14 protein-coding genes are annotated in these 15,028 nt (G+C 41.4%); 9 read left to right on the top strand and 5 right to left on the bottom strand.

Translation table 11 applies throughout. The annotated features are described in order from the left end of the window. Positions 1-96 precede the first annotated feature (96 nt). The 8 genes from M3205_RS09935 to M3205_RS09970 all read left to right on the top strand — a co-directional run bounded on the left by M3205_RS09935 (position 97) and on the right by M3205_RS09970 (position 8,689). Positions 97-1,299: a CaiB/BaiF CoA transferase family protein gene (locus tag M3205_RS09935; RefSeq protein WP_251169761.1), complete on the top strand. Its 1,203-nt coding sequence runs from the start codon at positions 97-99 to the stop codon at positions 1,297-1,299. 12 nt (positions 1,300-1,311) lie between these two features. After that, the gene (gene leuC, locus M3205_RS09940; protein ID WP_251169762.1) at positions 1,312-2,739 is read left to right on the top strand and encodes a 3-isopropylmalate dehydratase large subunit; all 1,428 of its coding nucleotides are present in this window, start codon (positions 1,312-1,314) and stop codon (positions 2,737-2,739) included. Beyond that, positions 2,736-3,341 (top strand): 3-isopropylmalate dehydratase small subunit, encoded by a 606-nt coding sequence (leuD, locus tag M3205_RS09945; protein ID WP_251169763.1) that lies wholly within the window; start codon positions 2,736-2,738, stop codon positions 3,339-3,341. Before leuC ends, leuD begins: the two co-directional genes overlap by 4 nt. 25 nt (positions 3,342-3,366) lie before the next feature. Continuing rightward, positions 3,367-3,627, top strand: a complete 261-nt coding sequence (locus M3205_RS09950; protein ID WP_251169764.1) for a hypothetical protein — start codon at positions 3,367-3,369, stop codon at positions 3,625-3,627. After that, a complete protein-coding gene (locus M3205_RS09955) occupies positions 3,624-5,132 on the top strand; it encodes a sodium:solute symporter family protein (RefSeq protein ID WP_251169765.1) in 1,509 nt (502 codons plus the stop codon). The genes M3205_RS09950 and M3205_RS09955 overlap by 4 nt, the downstream gene beginning before the upstream one ends. 24 nt (positions 5,133-5,156) lie before the next feature. Beyond that, on the top strand, positions 5,157-6,404 hold the full coding sequence (locus M3205_RS09960) for an MFS transporter (RefSeq protein WP_251169766.1): 1,248 nt from the start codon (positions 5,157-5,159) through the stop codon (positions 6,402-6,404). Positions 6,405-6,426: 22 nt separating this feature from the next. Continuing rightward, the gene (locus M3205_RS09965) at positions 6,427-7,023 is read left to right on the top strand and encodes a flavin reductase family protein (protein WP_251169767.1); all 597 of its coding nucleotides are present in this window, start codon (positions 6,427-6,429) and stop codon (positions 7,021-7,023) included. 295 nt (positions 7,024-7,318) lie between these two features. Further along, entirely contained in the window at positions 7,319-8,689 is a 1,371-nt protein-coding gene (locus M3205_RS09970; RefSeq protein WP_251169768.1) for an aldehyde dehydrogenase, read from the top strand. 259 nt (positions 8,690-8,948) lie between these two features. On the opposite strand, the gene M3205_RS09975 is transcribed toward M3205_RS09970, so the two are convergent. Together M3205_RS09975 and M3205_RS09980 are read right to left on the bottom strand one after the other, a co-directional pair. Further along, complete coding sequence (locus tag M3205_RS09975) at positions 8,949-9,128, bottom strand: type II toxin-antitoxin system SpoIISB family antitoxin (protein ID WP_251169769.1); 180 nt, start codon at positions 9,126-9,128, stop codon at positions 8,949-8,951. Beyond that, positions 9,109-9,873 (bottom strand): type II toxin-antitoxin system SpoIISA family toxin, encoded by a 765-nt coding sequence (locus M3205_RS09980; protein WP_251169811.1) that lies wholly within the window; start codon positions 9,871-9,873, stop codon positions 9,109-9,111. Before M3205_RS09980 ends, M3205_RS09975 begins: the two co-directional genes overlap by 20 nt. Positions 9,874-10,285: 412 nt before the next feature. Between M3205_RS09980 and M3205_RS09985 the strand changes: the two genes are divergently transcribed. Further along, the gene (locus M3205_RS09985; protein ID WP_251169770.1) at positions 10,286-10,993 is read left to right on the top strand and encodes a CsxC family protein; all 708 of its coding nucleotides are present in this window, start codon (positions 10,286-10,288) and stop codon (positions 10,991-10,993) included. A 50-nt stretch (positions 10,994-11,043) separates the two neighbouring features. Here the strand turns inward: M3205_RS09985 and M3205_RS09990 are convergent, their stop codons facing one another. From M3205_RS09990 to M3205_RS10000, 3 genes are all read right to left on the bottom strand, one after another. Beyond that, positions 11,044-12,984 (bottom strand): hypothetical protein, encoded by a 1,941-nt coding sequence (locus M3205_RS09990; RefSeq protein ID WP_251169771.1) that lies wholly within the window; start codon positions 12,982-12,984, stop codon positions 11,044-11,046. 102 nt (positions 12,985-13,086) lie between these two features. Next, entirely contained in the window at positions 13,087-13,863 is a 777-nt protein-coding gene (locus tag M3205_RS09995) for a CsxC family protein (RefSeq protein ID WP_251169772.1), read from the bottom strand. A 223-nt stretch (positions 13,864-14,086) separates the two neighbouring features. Then, positions 14,087-14,854 (bottom strand): CsxC family protein, encoded by a 768-nt coding sequence (locus M3205_RS10000; protein ID WP_251169773.1) that lies wholly within the window; start codon positions 14,852-14,854, stop codon positions 14,087-14,089. Positions 14,855-15,028 lie beyond the last annotated feature (174 nt).

A 15,028-nucleotide genomic window follows, 5' to 3' on the forward strand; every position in this document is an offset into this window, starting at 1 on the left:
TCATTGACTTATTGTATACAAGGGATTAGATTTGTATACAAGATTACGAAAATTCAAGTATTAAAATGCATTCAAGAAATAACAGGAGGGAATTACATGTCAGATAAACAGCTTCCATTGGAGGATATTAGGGTTCTTGAGCTCGGTACACTATTAGCCGGACCATTTTCTGGACGTCTCCTTGGGGATTTTGGTGCTGAAATCATAAAGGTCGAGCCTCCAGGAAAATCGGATCCCATGAGAAACTGGGGGAAGTCAAAGGATGGCGTTGGGCTTTGGTGGCCTATACAATCACGAAATAAAAAATCTATCACCTTAAACCTGAGGGAAGAAGAAGGACAGCAGGTTTTAAGAGAACTAGTAAAAGAAGCTGATGTAATCATTGAGAATTTCCGCCCGGGCACAATGGAAAAATGGAATCTTTCCTATGAAACATTGTCGGAGATAAACCCCAAATTGATTATGGTCCGTACTTCCGGTTATGGACAGACAGGGCCTTATAAGCACCGTGCCGGCTTTGGCAGTGTGGGTGAAGCAATGGGCGGGCTAAGAAATGTAACCGGTTACCCTGACAGGCCGCCATCACGAATTGGTGTATCAATTGGTGATACATTAGCAGCACTCTTTGCTACAATCGGGTGCCTGGTTGCTTTACATGAGAGAGAGCGTTCAGGAAAGGGACAGGTAGTCGATACAGCCCTGTATGAATCTGTATTCTCCGTAATGGAAAGCATCATTCCGGATTATCTCTTAGCAGGATACATAAGGGAAAGGATGGGCAACATCCTTCCAGGTGTGGCTCCATCCAATATTTATTTTACACAGGATAAAACCTATATTGTAATCGGCGCCAACGCGGATGGAGTTTTTAGAAGATTATGCGAGGCAATGGAGCAGCCGGAATTGGCGGATGACCCGAGGTTTTCAACACACCAGGCCAGAGGGGAGAATATGAAGCTTCTGGACTCGATGATTGAAGAATGGACAAAGACTCTCCCGGCTAAAAAAGCCCTTAAAATCCTTGAAAATAAAGGAGTGCCATCTGGCCTGATCTATTCTGCTAAAGACATCATCGAAGATCCACATTATAAAGAACGAGACATGATCATTAATGTAGATCATCCACAGCTCGGAGAATTTCCGATGCCTGGAATTGTTCCGAAATTAAGCAGGACACCAGGAGAAGTGAAGCATGCCGGTCCTGAAGTAATGGGTAAACATAATGATGATATATACGCAGGCCTTCTTGGTTTCGATGAAGATAGACTAGAAGAATTGAAGAAAAAAAATATCATTTAGGAGGGCTTCATTATGTGGCGGACTCTATATGAAAAAATATGGGATAAGCACACAGTCGTTGAGGAACAGAATAAGCCTTCAATTTTATACATTGATCTGCATTTAGTACATGAAGTAACATCACCTCAGGCATTTGAAGGCTTAAGAATTAAGAATCGAAAGGTGAGAAGGCCGGATCTGACGGTAGCTGCCATGGATCACAGCATTCCAACAACCGATCGATCTCTTCCTTTTAATGACCCAATCGCTAAAAAACAAGTCGACGCTCTCGTAAAAAACTGCAGAGAGTTCGGCATACAGCTTTTTGACCTGGAAAGCCGCTATCAGGGAATTGTACATGTTATTGCTCCGGAGCTGGGCCTAACTCAGCCCGGGATGACCATTGTTTGCGGTGACAGTCATACATCTACACATGGAGCTTTTGGCGCACTGGCCTTTGGCATTGGCACAAGTGAAGTAGAACATGTTCTTGCTACCCAGACATTGAAGCAATTTAAATCCAAAACATTAGCCTTAAATATACATGGCAGTTTGCCGCAAGGAACGACAGCCAAGGATTTGATATTATCAATCATTGGCAAATATGGACATGACTTTGCAACTGGCTACGTTGTGGAGTATCGCGGTGAAGCGATTCGAAATTTAACAATGGAAGAGCGAATGACCGTTTGCAATATGAGCATTGAAATGGGAGCAAGAGCAGGATTAATTCGGCCTGACGAAAAAACCTTCCATTATTTGAAAGGGAAACAAGCTGTACCTGATGGAGTGAAGTGGGAAGAGGCACTGGCAGAATGGAAACAATATTTTTCAGATGAAGATGCCAAGTTTGATCTTACTGCTGACTTTAATGCAGCTGAAGTAATCCCGCAGGTTACCTGGGGGACAAATCCAGGCCAGTGTTCTGGGATTTCTGAAGATATTCCGCTCTTGGAAGATTTGCCTGCAGATCAAATAGGACCAGCTAAAAAGGCATTGAAGTACATGGACCTTCAGCCGGGTACACCAATCACAGAAATAGAAATCAATAAAGTGTTCATTGGCTCTTGCACGAACAGCCGAATAGAAGATCTCAGAAAAGCGGCCAAAATCGTAAATGGTTACGAAGTTGCTGAAAAGGTGGAAGCACTGGTTGTTCCTGGTTCACAGCTTGTAAAAATGCAGGCAGAAGCTGAGGGACTCGACCAGATTTTTATCAATGCCGGTTTTCAATGGAGAGAAGCGGGCTGCAGTATGTGCCTCGGTATGAATGAGGACATAGTTCTTCCGGAAGAACGCTGTGCATCGACTTCTAACCGGAATTTTGAGGACAGGCAGGGAAGAAATGCGAGGACCCATTTAGTCAGTCCTGAAATGGCTGCTGCTGCAGCGATTGCCGGCCGGTTCATAGATGTAAGGGAGTGGCCTGTTAAGAATAGCAAGGAGGTCAGTGTACAATGAAGTCTTTTAAAAGATTTTCTGGCATAGTTGCTCCGCTTGATGCTGCAAATGTTGACACAGATGCCATTATTCCAAAACAGTTTTTAAAAAGAATTGAAAGGACTGGGTTTGGTGAATTCCTCTTCTACGAATGGCGATACGAAAATGGCAGGCAAAGACAGGATTTCATTCTAAGTCAGGAACCTTACTGTAAAGCACCCATTCTGCTGGCCAGGAAAAACTTTGGCTGTGGTTCATCCAGAGAGCATGCACCATGGGCCATTGCAGAATATGGGATTAGAGTAATCCTCGCACCATCATTCGCTGATATCTTCTATAATAATTGTTTTAAAAATGGCATCCTGCCAATAGTTCTTCCTGAAAGGGATATTGAACTTCTGTTTCAAAAAAGCAGGGAATCACCTGGCTATCAGCTGAGGGTGGATTTAGAGAATCAAAGAATTGAAGACTCTTTCGGCTGTATGGTCGAATTTGATATCGTTTCTTATCGGAAAGATCAGCTGCTTAGAGGGCTGGATGAAATCGGAGCAACTCTGGAATCAGCTGAATTAATAGACTCCTATGAAGTGGCACATAAGATTTTCTACAAGCTGGAGATTTAAATTTCAGTAAAAGGGAGGAATCCATATGGAAAACAGAACAATAAAAGAACCTATTCGAAAAAAATGGATTTGGATAGTCCTCGCCATCATAACACTTGGCGTAGTGCCCTGGTATTTTCCTGATGCAGCAGCAGAACCCTATATTCTCGGGTTTCCGTTATGGGCATTTATCTCGACAGCGTTTTCAATCATCATGTGCGGTTATTTAAGCTGGCTTTGTGTAAATGAATGGAATATCGTAGAGGACCAGGAAGAAGCCGAAAGAGCAAAGGAGGATAAAGCATGAATGATTTAGCATTTGCAGGCACAGATGGCATCATTATATTATCAGCTTTTGCCATAATCATGCTTGTAATTGGCTACTTTTCCGGCAGAGGCGAGAAAAACCTTCATCACAGTCTTTCAGGGTACTATCTTGCCGGAAGGAACCTCGGTTTTATTGCACTCTTTTTTACCCTGTATGCGACACAATATAGCGGAAATACCATTGTCGGCTATGCACCGACAGCCTATCGGACAGGTTTTTCATGGATTCAATCCATTTCGTTTATGACTATTATTATAGGAATCTACTTACTGTTTGCTCCAAGATTGTATGTGATTGCAAAGAAAAGAAACTTTGTTACACCTACAGACTGGATTGATCACCGCTTCAAATCAAAGGCAGTCACACTGCTTAGTATTTTTCTCATGCTTTGGGGGCTTGGAAACTATCTTCTAGAACAGCTTGTAGCAATTGGCCAGGCTGTGTCAGGAATGACAGGCGGCACGATCCCATACCAAATCGCTGTTATCGTCTTTGTAGCTGTTATGCTTGCCTATGAGTGGATGGGCGGAATGAAGGCAGTTGCTTTTACGGATGTTATGCAAGGCATTGTTCTGATGATTGGAATCATTGTCTTCCTCATCGGCGGATTATACCTGGTAGGCGGAAATTTCTCAGAGGTTACTAGATATGTTGCGCAAATGGAGCCTGCAAAAACGGCGGTCCCTCCAATGGAAGTGAATATCAACTGGCTGAGTATGCTGCTGCTTGTTGGACTTGGTGCAAGTATTTATCCGCATGCTGTTCAAAGAATATATTCAGCGCAAAGCGAGAAAACTCTGAAAAAATCCTTTGCACGCATGGCATGGATGCCGCCAATTACAACAGGGCTTGTATTCATGGTAGGGATTATTGGAATTATGCTTTTTCCGGGACTGGACAAGACAGGATCTGAACAGCTGGTAGGTCTGATGGCCAATGAGATTGCCGCTATTAATCCATTTTACTATTGGATTATGATCATCTTCTTTGGAGGAATTGTTGCTGCCATTATTTCTACAGCCGACTCTGTTCTGCTCAGCTTTTCATCCATGCTTTCTAATGACGTATATGGGAAATTCATCAATCCAAAGGCAACTGAACATAAGAAAGTTATGGTCGGGAAAGTATGCGGAATCATTGCCATCATCTTTCTTCTGTGGATTGCCTGGAATCCTCCTGGAACACTATATGAAATTTTCGTCTTAAAATTTGAATTGCTTGTACAGGTATTCCCGGCTTTTGTACTGGGTTTATATTGGAAGCGCTTATCTGGAAAAGCTGTCTTCTGGGGAATGCTTGCAGGCGCCATTTTAGCTGGATTGCTTACTCTTACAGGCTATAAAACCATCTATGGAATTCACGGCGGAGTTATCGGGTTAGGACTGAACTTCTTTATCTGTATTGGAGGTTCTCTATTAGCTCCGGCTGTTTCAAAGAGCACAGTTTTGGAGGAAGATATGACTGCAATCAATTTAAAGGCTTAATAGCCAAAAAAGAGATGATAAAATATGAGTAATTCACTGGCAGAAAAGCAATTTGCCATTAAAGAAAATCCATGGAGAATGCTATTATTTCTTCTGCTCGCACAGCTGATGGTAGCCTTTGTCGGCAGAAGCATTGGACCGCTGGGTGTTTTAATCGGGGAGGACCTTTCCTTGACCAAGTCGCAAATCGGTATGCTCCCCGCGGCACTTTTTTTGGGCCAGGCCATTATCTCGGTGCCTGCAGGCTTTCTGACTGACGTGGCAGGATCCCGCAGATTGCTGGTTCAGGCATCAGCACTAATGGGGTTAGGTTATCTTTTCATGAGTATGCTCCATGAATTTTGGCTTGTCCTGTTACTGATTGTTATCGGAGGTATAGGATATGGATCCATGCATCCGATAACAAACAGGGGCATTATTTATTGGTTTCCGCTTAAGCAGCGGGGGACCGCAATGGGTATTAAACAAACTGGCATCACGGCAGGTTCTGCTCTGGCGAGTCTGATCCTGCTTCCCCTTAGTGTCTCTTTCGGCTGGCGATTTGTATTGCTGATTGCGTGCCTTCTTTTATTGGCAGGAGGGTTTGTCTCCTATCACTATTACCGTGATCCGCCAGAACTGGAACAGGCAAAAACCAGGGAAAAGAGTTTACTCCAATTTTACAAATCAATGTTCAAAATGGCAAAAAATAAAGCATTAATGCTTATCAGCTTCAGTGCTATGGGCTTGAATGGCACACAAATGTGCTTAAATACGTATATCGTCTTATTTGCATATGAACAGCTGAAGATTCCAATCATTTTATCAGGTTTGCTTTTAGTTATATCAGAAATATTCGGAACGATCGGAAGGCTTGCATGGGGTATCATCAGTGACCGGCTGTTTGATGGCAGACGGGTTATTATACTAATGATCATCACTATTATTACAGCATTTGCAAGTGCGGCAGCGGCCGTCATCAGCTCAGCCCCATTTTGGGTAATCGCGCCTATTACGGCCCTGTTTGGTTTTGCTGCTTCGGGCTTCAATGGCATCTGGATGAACCTTGCAAGTGAATTGGTGCCAAAAGAACAAGCTGGCATCTCTAGCGGAATTAGTATAACACTTGGATCAGCCGGGGCCATAATCATACCCCCGCTGTTTGGTTTCATAGTGGATCAGACTGGTCAATTCTCTTCAGGCTGGCTGCTAATTACGGGCATGATGCTTATTGTGTTTACCCTGCTGACTACTTTAACTATTATGAACAAAAGGAATAACATTTTCATTTAACGGAAGAAAGGAGTGATTCCAAGTGGAATTTACACCGTCAGAACTTGGAGAGAAAGATGTCTATAAATTATTAACCGGATCGGTTGTGCCAAGACCTATTGCCTGGGTATCCACTGTGTCGGAGGAAGGAGGCCTGAATCTCGCCCCTTTCAGTTTTTTTACAGTAGCCTCCAGGAATCCTCCCATGCTCTGTATTTCAATTGGTCCAGGCGTTGGTGACCGCGAAGGTACAGAAAAAGATACCCTGGTAAACATCCGGAAGACAAAAGAGTTTGTCATCAATGTGGTTCCTGCACCATTGGGCAACCAAATGCAAAAAAGTGCAGAGAATCTTCCAAGTGATGCAAATGAGTTTACTATAGCAGAACTTACACCTGCAGAAAGCCATTCTGTGGTGCCTAAAAGAGTCAAGCAGGCACCAATCCATATGGAGTGTAAACTTGAACAAATTATACAGCTAGGAAGTGACCATCTGGTTATAGGGCGAATGGTTCATTATCACATAGAAGACGATTGCTACCTCGGGAATTATAAGGTGGATCTGGAAAAGCTGCAGCCGCTTGGCAGATTGGCAGGCAACTACACTGAAAGCAGGGAATTCTTCAAATTGCCCAGATAATCATTTAGTGCCGAACCCAGCGTTCGGCGCTTTTTTATTGATTAGTTTCATTTAGATGCTATTCCCCCATTATAGAAAGGCTTAAAAATTGAAGACGAATTAGAGCCGTAGAAGCCAGTAGAAAGAATCCTGGATGTGGACCGTGAGATTGAAAAGGAAGGTAACCTTTAGTGGACCAACCTATTTGTAAGCTGCCAACCCAATGTTTTTATTATAAATAACATACCTATTAATGTATTTCCACCTGCCAAAATGATACGATATCCATAAATAAAACCCCATTTGGAGGTATTCTATGGAATATTACGGCGATCTCATTAAAAAACAAAAGAGCTTCTTCACCACAGGAAAAACAAAAGATGTCTCATTCAGACTGGAAGCTCTAGCGAAGTTGCGTATCGTTATTAAACAGCATGAGCAGGAATTACTGGATGCTTTAAAGGCTGATCTTAATAAAAGTGAATTCGATGCTTATTTAACAGAAATTGGAATTTTACTTGAAGAGATCCGTTTTACGATGAAGCATCTGAAAAAGTGGGCTAAGCCAAGAAAAGTAAAGTCGTCGCTTGCCCAGGTCGGTTCAAAAAGCTATATCTATCCGGAGCCATACGGAATTGCGCTGATCATAGCTCCTTGGAATTATCCTTTCCAGCTTGCGATTGCACCACTGATTGGAGCGATAGCTGCAGGAAACTGCGCAATATTAAAGCCATCAGAATTAACACCGCAAACGTCGGCATTGCTGTCAAAGCTTATCAGCAGCCATTTTCCTGAAGAGTATATAACAGTTGTTGAAGGCGACGCAGAAACTAGCAGAGCGCTTTTAAATGAAAAGATCGATTATATTTTCTTCACAGGAAGTGTGCCTGTTGGAAAAATCATAATGGAAGCAGCTTCGAAAAATCTTACACCTGTTACGCTCGAATTGGGCGGGAAAAGTCCGTGCATTGTGCATGATGATGCTAACCTGAAGCTTGCTGCGAAGAGAATTGCCTGGGGAAAATATATTAATGCCGGCCAAACATGCGTGGCTCCTGATTATCTTTATGTTCACACCAGAGTAAAAGAAGAATTCCTTAAAGAACTAAAGCAGGCCATACAGGAGCTTTATGGAGAAAATCCAATTACATCCGGCCATTTCACCCGGATCGTCAGTGAAAAACATTTCAGTCGTCTCACTACATTTTTAACCAATGGCACTACTATTCACGGAGGCAGGCATGATTTAAGTTCATTAAGCATCGAACCGACTGTTCTGGACCATATTTCATGGAATGATATTGTCATGCAGGATGAAATCTTTGGACCGATCCTGCCGGTGCTGGAATATGATGACTTGTCCAAAATGATCGGAGAGGTTACTGCACGCCCGAAGCCATTGGCACTATATATTTTCACAGAAAGTGATGACGTCCAAAAGCAGATTCTCAGCAGTATTTCCTTTGGGGGAGGCTGTATCAATGATACCGTTTATCATTTGAGTTCACCATATCTTCCTTTCGGAGGGGTAGGGGAGAGCGGGATTGGCGCTTATCACGGAGAGGGCAGCTTTGATGTATTTTCTCATGAAAAAAGCATATTGAAGCAAACCACCAGATTTGATCTGCCATTCCGATATCCGACGACAAAGGATGCTTTAAAAAAGGTGAAGTTTTTTATAAAATAACCCTCTCATTTGCAGAGCAGGTCTAAGCATTGTTTTTCGGAGGCTTGAGATCCTTTTTTAAATTTTGTATGGCGGCATCGGTTTTTTTTGAAAGGTTTTTGGTATATGGGGAAAGAGAGAAGGTGGGGAAGTTAACATTTTTCACTTTCTTGGTCAGTTTTTTCAATGAAATCAGCCCTTTTTAACTATAGTATATGTCCCAGCAGAACGAACATGAATATGGCGCGGAAGAAAATTCCTTCCACGCCATATAATATGCTCAAGTCTTCTTTTTGGTATAAACGCTTATTAATCTTTTATTCTCTTTTAATATTCTTTCGGTATGAGGGCTGACTTCAAAGCCCGGCAGGCTAATCCGGGATTTCTTCTGCAGTGTTTTCATCGTGCTGTCAGCATGTATTCGCGGTACTTTCTTTTTCTTATCCGCTGGTTCCTTCATGGTCTTCGTCCTCCTGTTCAGCAGGGAGCATTAGGTCGTATATTGATATGAGTGAAGTGAATAGCAAATAGTCGAATTCTGTTACAAAACGGCCGGAGGTCACTTTAATAATATAATCCTCTTCGAAAATGGAGAAAGGGATCAGCGCCAGCTTTTCTTCCGCATCATAATAAACTTCCCTGCGGTTTAGCCGGCTATGAATCAAAGCTTTATCGGTATAGTGCTCAAGGAGATAGTCCTTCTCTTCCTGTGTTGAATACCTGCATAACGTTGCCTTCATATCGACTTTTTCCGCAAAGTCACCCAAAAGCTTTTCAATTCCGGCAAGATAAGCCTCTTCATTTCCATAATAAATGTCAATCGGTTCATTTTTCAATAAATATTGAAACGATTTCAGCTTATTCATATGCGAATTTAACAGGTCGCTGTTTTCTTCAAGTAAATCTCTTGTGTCAGTTGCCAGTTCATTATTTCCGACTCTTTTCAAATAAGATCCAAGAAAAACAAAGGCATCAACAAGGGCAAATATAATCGCGACAATCAGGTAATTCTGCCATTGGTTAAAAATGGATTCAGGCTCATTTGTCCAATAAATAACTGCACCAAGTACATAAAGAATATACCAAGTTTTACGAATGACGGACATTTTTTCTTTTACTTTCTTTTCCCAAAGCCAGACAGAAATAACATAAAACCCAAGACAAGCGACAATGGTCCACACACCAATCTTAAAGAATATCAGCAAAAAAATCGCCTCGTCTGCCATAAAATGAATTTCTGTTAGAATATTTGCATAATTTTAATTCCATTATACCAGAAAATATGCCATAAATTTGAAAATAAATGTGGAGGAAGTAAAAATATGAAGAAATACCTAATCATAACGGCAGCAGATCTTAAACTTTTCATAATCATCAATAACTTCAATTAAATCTGGCAGTTGCTATATGTAATAAATCAAATTGGTATGCCACATATGCTGTAAATAGCTAGGCATCAATACAGTTTTATAAATTTTTTCTAAAAATGATATAAATGCCCTCCCTAACTTGTCCACTCCTTGATGGGACTAGCCGCATATAAAATAGTAAGCCATAGAAAACAGCTTTTTTATATTGGATTCCTTTGGCTAAAAACAACAAGTAGGAGTGTATAATATGAAGAAAAACCATTCGTATGGCTGTGGAAGCAGCGACAAATGTCCTCCATTGCCGAAGTGTGACACGGCCAAATCGCATACACATTTTTGTGATGTGGGGACTCCGGCAAATACAGGCGGAGTTGAACAGACAATAATTCTTGGAGATGTACCCATTCAGACATTAACAGAAGCAGATATCTATCTTCCTTCATATGCAACAGAAATTAAACAAATCCGAAAGAATGTATACCTGACACAATGTAAAGCAGTGCCAGTTATTCCAGAAGGCTTCCCTGAAACAGCACCAACATCTGTGAAGCTTTATGTAGAAGGGTATATTCACAAGAACATTCAATATGTTGATGATTGTGAAGGCTATGTGAAAGACTACAGTGTCAATGTTCCATTTAAGTGCTACTCCCTGGTAAACAGCCTTCCTGGAATTGATTGGGAATTCAGCAATAAGAACAGCAATTCCAACGAAATCAGAGAGCTTGCAAAAAATGGCATGGGTGCAGACAGATGCAGCTTTGGCTCCTTCACATTTGAGTTCTTAAATGAGCCAATCAAGTGTAAACTTCTAAATGCTTCCGTTACCCAAATGGATATTCTGAGCGATTTTGATAAATGGGGCAGATTTGACAAGATTACTGAAAAAGCAGAAGTTAATTTGCTTGTAAGGTTAACTCAGCGTCAATTGGAAAACGGCGGGGGAGATCTCTAATCGGGTTTTCCTGGTGAGGAATGAGAGGGTATCGTCAGGAGATACCCTCTTTATATTTGTATGATTTGCTCTTGAAAAAAATCCATAGAAAGCAAGGCTTTACCCATGATTTCCAGACCTGAATGATCGTTTGCATCCCCATGCCAGAGAACACGAATGCTCTTTAATTTACAGGAGATTTCCTCTGTGAATTGCTGGTAATATTCGAAATGATGATCCAGTCTGTTTTCGTGCATAAACATAAATTCCTTTTTATTAGATGAAGCTGGCATCTGAGGAGGGGAAATCCACTCCAGCTCTATGGTTTTATCTATAGAAACAGGCATCCTTATGGTTTGCAGCTTATTATGAGTTTCATAAAGTATGTCTGCCATAAGCTTACCTTTGATGAAAATTGTTGTTGAAGGCAAAATGGCAGAGCATTGTAAAGATTCCACTGACCATTTCATTTTTGAAATGTGACCATTCTTAATAGACAACGGCAAGCAATCGAATATTATAATGTCCACGTCCGCTTTTCCTATTAAGACAGGAAGCTTGACTTGATGTCCATCCCGGAAACATTCACAGCAGCATGGAACCGATTCTTCTTCATTCATAAGACTGCTGCTAGAGGAGGATTCCTCCAGCATCTCAAACAGGTCATCACTTAACTCCTCTGAATCTTCACTTTCATCTGAGACAGGATTCACACTCTCTTCAGTTTCGTTTATTGACTCTTCTTCATTTTTAGGTGATTCGGTTAAAATAACACCCTGCAGCATAGCTGAAAAGTATTCAAGCAATGATGAAACTTCCTTATATGTTGCTTCTACAGACTGAACTGCCGAGTCAGATTCTTCACATTCACTTTCCATAAGTAACCCTTCCGGTACAAAGTCAAAGTCAATACAGCTATTACTGTGATCAGAAGATTCATCCAGCAGTGCAAGGAATTTCCCCTGAAGCGGTGGAGTGTTTTCACACTCCTTATCCAGGATGCTGCAGGCTTTTTTCAGTAGAAGTGAGAACTCGCCTTCATAGCTGGATTCTTCAGTTTGATTGGTTTGCCAATGATCTTCAGAATCACAATTTAAATGTTTGACAGATTCACGAGCAGAAGATTCACTTTCGTAATAGTCAGCTTCTAAAATCAGTGCAAATGCTTCATCCTGCTTGTTCTGTAAATAGTCAAATCCAATTTCCGTGGAGGAAGACTCGCTGAGCATCTCAGCAAATTCATCCTCCCGTAAACTAGCAGACTCAGATTCTTTATTAGCTGCTTTAGGCATGCTGCTGTTCCATTCTGTATCTTCATTTGTTTTGTTCATCATGACGTCATCAAGCATGCTAAGAAATTCCTGTGTCAAATCAGTTTCTTCCGGAGCCTTAACAGAAGATTTGTATTCTTGAATTTCATCCATTTTCTCAAATACTATGGTTTCACGATTGCATGCTTGACTGGTAAATTTTTCGGCTGGCAGAAATTCGTTCAGTTTTGTTTCTGTATCCACCTGGGATGAATCATTCTCATAAGACCCGCCAGGTAAATGGCTCTTCGTGAACGCAGGCTGGTTTGAGTATTTACTGGGTAAAGAAGGGGACCAGCTCAGCATTGGAGAAAAGGGCGTCAGCATGTCATTCAGCTGCGAAGGAAGTTTGAATTCTTTCGGCTTTGTTATTTCGGTTTTACCTTTGGGAGGTATACTTTCCTCCTCCGTGTTCTCCTTTTCTGCAGCTTCTTCTGACAGTGCACTGGTTTTGGTAATAAGATTCGAATCAACTGAAGGTGGCGGTAAAATAAGCGGAAACGACTTTGATGTTCCGCGGTTAAAAGACTTTCCAGCTGCCTTTTGATCTTTTTTAGATTCCTTTTCATTTACAGCTTCAGCTGATTCTTGGCTTTTTGAATTGTTTCCTGTATAAAAGAAAAATTGCTGCTGTTCCATCGGATTTCCAGTGTCTGCATCAATCCGGTAAATCCGGTTATAGGCACTTCTCATATCACTCATATACATAGGAAGGTGCTGCAATTGCAGAGCATCCCCACCGGTCCCCTCCTTACGTCAAATAGTAAGTGCTATTCAATCATTGAAAAAACATTTTGTGGCAGTCTATTCACAATCGAAACAGTCATCATGATCATTGGTGGTTGAGGATACACGGATTTGCTGGTTTTGAAGTACTTTAATGACCAGATCTACAACCATTTTTTCCTCTATTTTTGTAAATACTCCTTCTCCGATCGGTGAGCGATTTGGAAGGGGACGTCGGTCAATCGCTTCATCCCATTCAATTATTCGGCTTGAAACCAGTTCACAGAATGGCAATTCATTATAATGCTGCACACTTTTCTGGTGAAACTGAGATAGATCACTCGATTGTAATTCATCTTTCTCCGGATATCCCCGCGGAACAGGCTTTGTTACGAGGAAATCAAATTCCTGGCGGTGGTTCATTTCAGGCTCTACAGGACAGGTAAGAAATTTTTTAATTTCTGTCACACATTGGAACGGAACATCAACCGTATAGGAGTGAATATCAGAAGCTACGGTTCTTTCAGTATGCATTTCTATGTCAGGACAAGGGCTTGCATACTGAATATTCTTGCGTACAAAGCCTTTAATAAATAGCTGGTCAGCTGGCAATAACAACCGGCATTGTGTTAGCTTTACTGTTTTCTTGATATCTTTAATTTCCAGAACAGGTTCCGGAAATGTAATAAGGGCATTTACATTTATTTTTAAAGATAGCTCAGCCAGAACGACAGGGACCTTTGCTGTAATTTTCCCAATATTGACACGAGGGAGATGTGGGCTGCTTTCACAATCACAGTTCTGAGCAGAAACCTGGCATTCTGCTTTATCTCGATCTTTATTTTCTTCTGACATTTGGGCTCCTCCTGAAATCATGATAATCACATCCTATGCATGATAATCGTCTATGTTTGGGCGCATACCTATGTAAAACCAGAGAACCGCAATACAGAAAATGGGCACAAGAAATTTGGTAGGAAAATGTCATTTGAAGGGCTACTGAATATGATGCTAGTAACTAAATAAAAAAAAGCAATACCTGTCCATAAAAAAGGAACAGATATTGCCTGTGGCTGCATTATAGTGCTGTTACTCGGACTTGCTGGTTTTGGAGAACTTTCACAGTAAACTGCAGGAACATTTTTTCGGAGATCGTTTCAAATGTTCCTTCCTGCCAATTGGCATTGTTGTGGAATGGCTTGCGGTCAAGTGCTTCATCCCATTCAGTAATCCTGCTTGAGATCAGCTCGCAATATGGCATTTGATTGTAGAACTGACTGCTGTCCTGATGGAACTGGGAAAGATCGCTTGATAGGAAATGATCTTTTTCAGGATAGCCATGTCCAAGGTCTTGCTGTCTGAAGAAATCAAATTCTGCACGAGAATTCTGGAAAGGAAGCTGTGGAGTTCTGTCAAAATCCTCTTCAGCAATTTCAACGACACATTCAAAAGGCACATCCGTTGTCAGGGAACGCATTTCGGAGTTCACGCATGCCCCTGAGTTGTAGCAAGGTGCAGCATATTGAATATTTTTTCGTACATATCCTTTAATGAATAAATGGTAAGGGCCTTCTACAAAAGGATCCGATCCTGCTGCAACGCCAGGAAGAAGGAGTTTGCATTGGACGATTTGAACTCTCTTTTTTATATCTTTTATTTCCAAAACTGGCTCCGGAAACTTAATCTTAGCTGCAAGGTTTGTCCTAATATTTAAAACAGCAAGTTCAACAGGTACTCTAATGATGGCTTCACCTGCGTCTGCAATAGGAGTGGATCCACGGGAATAAGCACACTCACCCACATTTGCAGACACATTAAGATCCACGCATTTGTTATCTTTTTTCAATGTTGTTCCTCCTTAATAAATTTACTTCAAGATATACTATGCAAATCCTGAGTTGAATGCATTGGACAAACATGGAAATTTAAAGGGTTGATTCATTGGCGGATAAAATGTGAAAGGGTACGGGCACAATTGGACTTCTATCACGCATAAGATTCAAAAGGAGGAGTGAGGAGA

It is taken from the genome of Cytobacillus firmus (assembly GCF_023715565.1).
GTDB lineage: Bacteria > Bacillota > Bacilli > Bacillales > Cytobacillaceae > Cytobacillus > Cytobacillus firmus_C.

Excerpts from the sequence above, each read along its gene's own strand:
- M3205_RS09935 (WP_251169761.1), top strand. The coding sequence starts at position 97 with ATGTCAGATAAACAGCTTCCATTGGAGGATATTAGGGTTCTTGAGCTC.
- leuC (WP_251169762.1), top strand. The coding sequence starts at position 1,312 with ATGTGGCGGACTCTATATGAAAAAATATGGGATAAGCACACAGTCGTT.
- leuD (WP_251169763.1), top strand. The coding sequence starts at position 2,736 with ATGAAGTCTTTTAAAAGATTTTCTGGCATAGTTGCTCCGCTTGATGCT.
- M3205_RS09950 (WP_251169764.1), top strand. The coding sequence starts at position 3,367 with ATGGAAAACAGAACAATAAAAGAACCTATTCGAAAAAAATGGATTTGG.
- M3205_RS09955 (WP_251169765.1), top strand. The coding sequence starts at position 3,624 with ATGAATGATTTAGCATTTGCAGGCACAGATGGCATCATTATATTATCA.
- M3205_RS09960 (WP_251169766.1), top strand. The coding sequence starts at position 5,157 with ATGAGTAATTCACTGGCAGAAAAGCAATTTGCCATTAAAGAAAATCCA.
- M3205_RS09970 (WP_251169768.1), top strand. The coding sequence starts at position 7,319 with ATGGAATATTACGGCGATCTCATTAAAAAACAAAAGAGCTTCTTCACC.
- M3205_RS09975 (WP_251169769.1), bottom strand. The coding sequence starts at position 9,128 with ATGAAGGAACCAGCGGATAAGAAAAAGAAAGTACCGCGAATACATGCT.
- M3205_RS09985 (WP_251169770.1), top strand. The coding sequence starts at position 10,286 with ATGAAGAAAAACCATTCGTATGGCTGTGGAAGCAGCGACAAATGTCCT.
- M3205_RS09990 (WP_251169771.1), bottom strand. The coding sequence starts at position 12,984 with ATGAGTGATATGAGAAGTGCCTATAACCGGATTTACCGGATTGATGCA.
- M3205_RS09995 (WP_251169772.1), bottom strand. The coding sequence starts at position 13,863 with ATGTCAGAAGAAAATAAAGATCGAGATAAAGCAGAATGCCAGGTTTCT.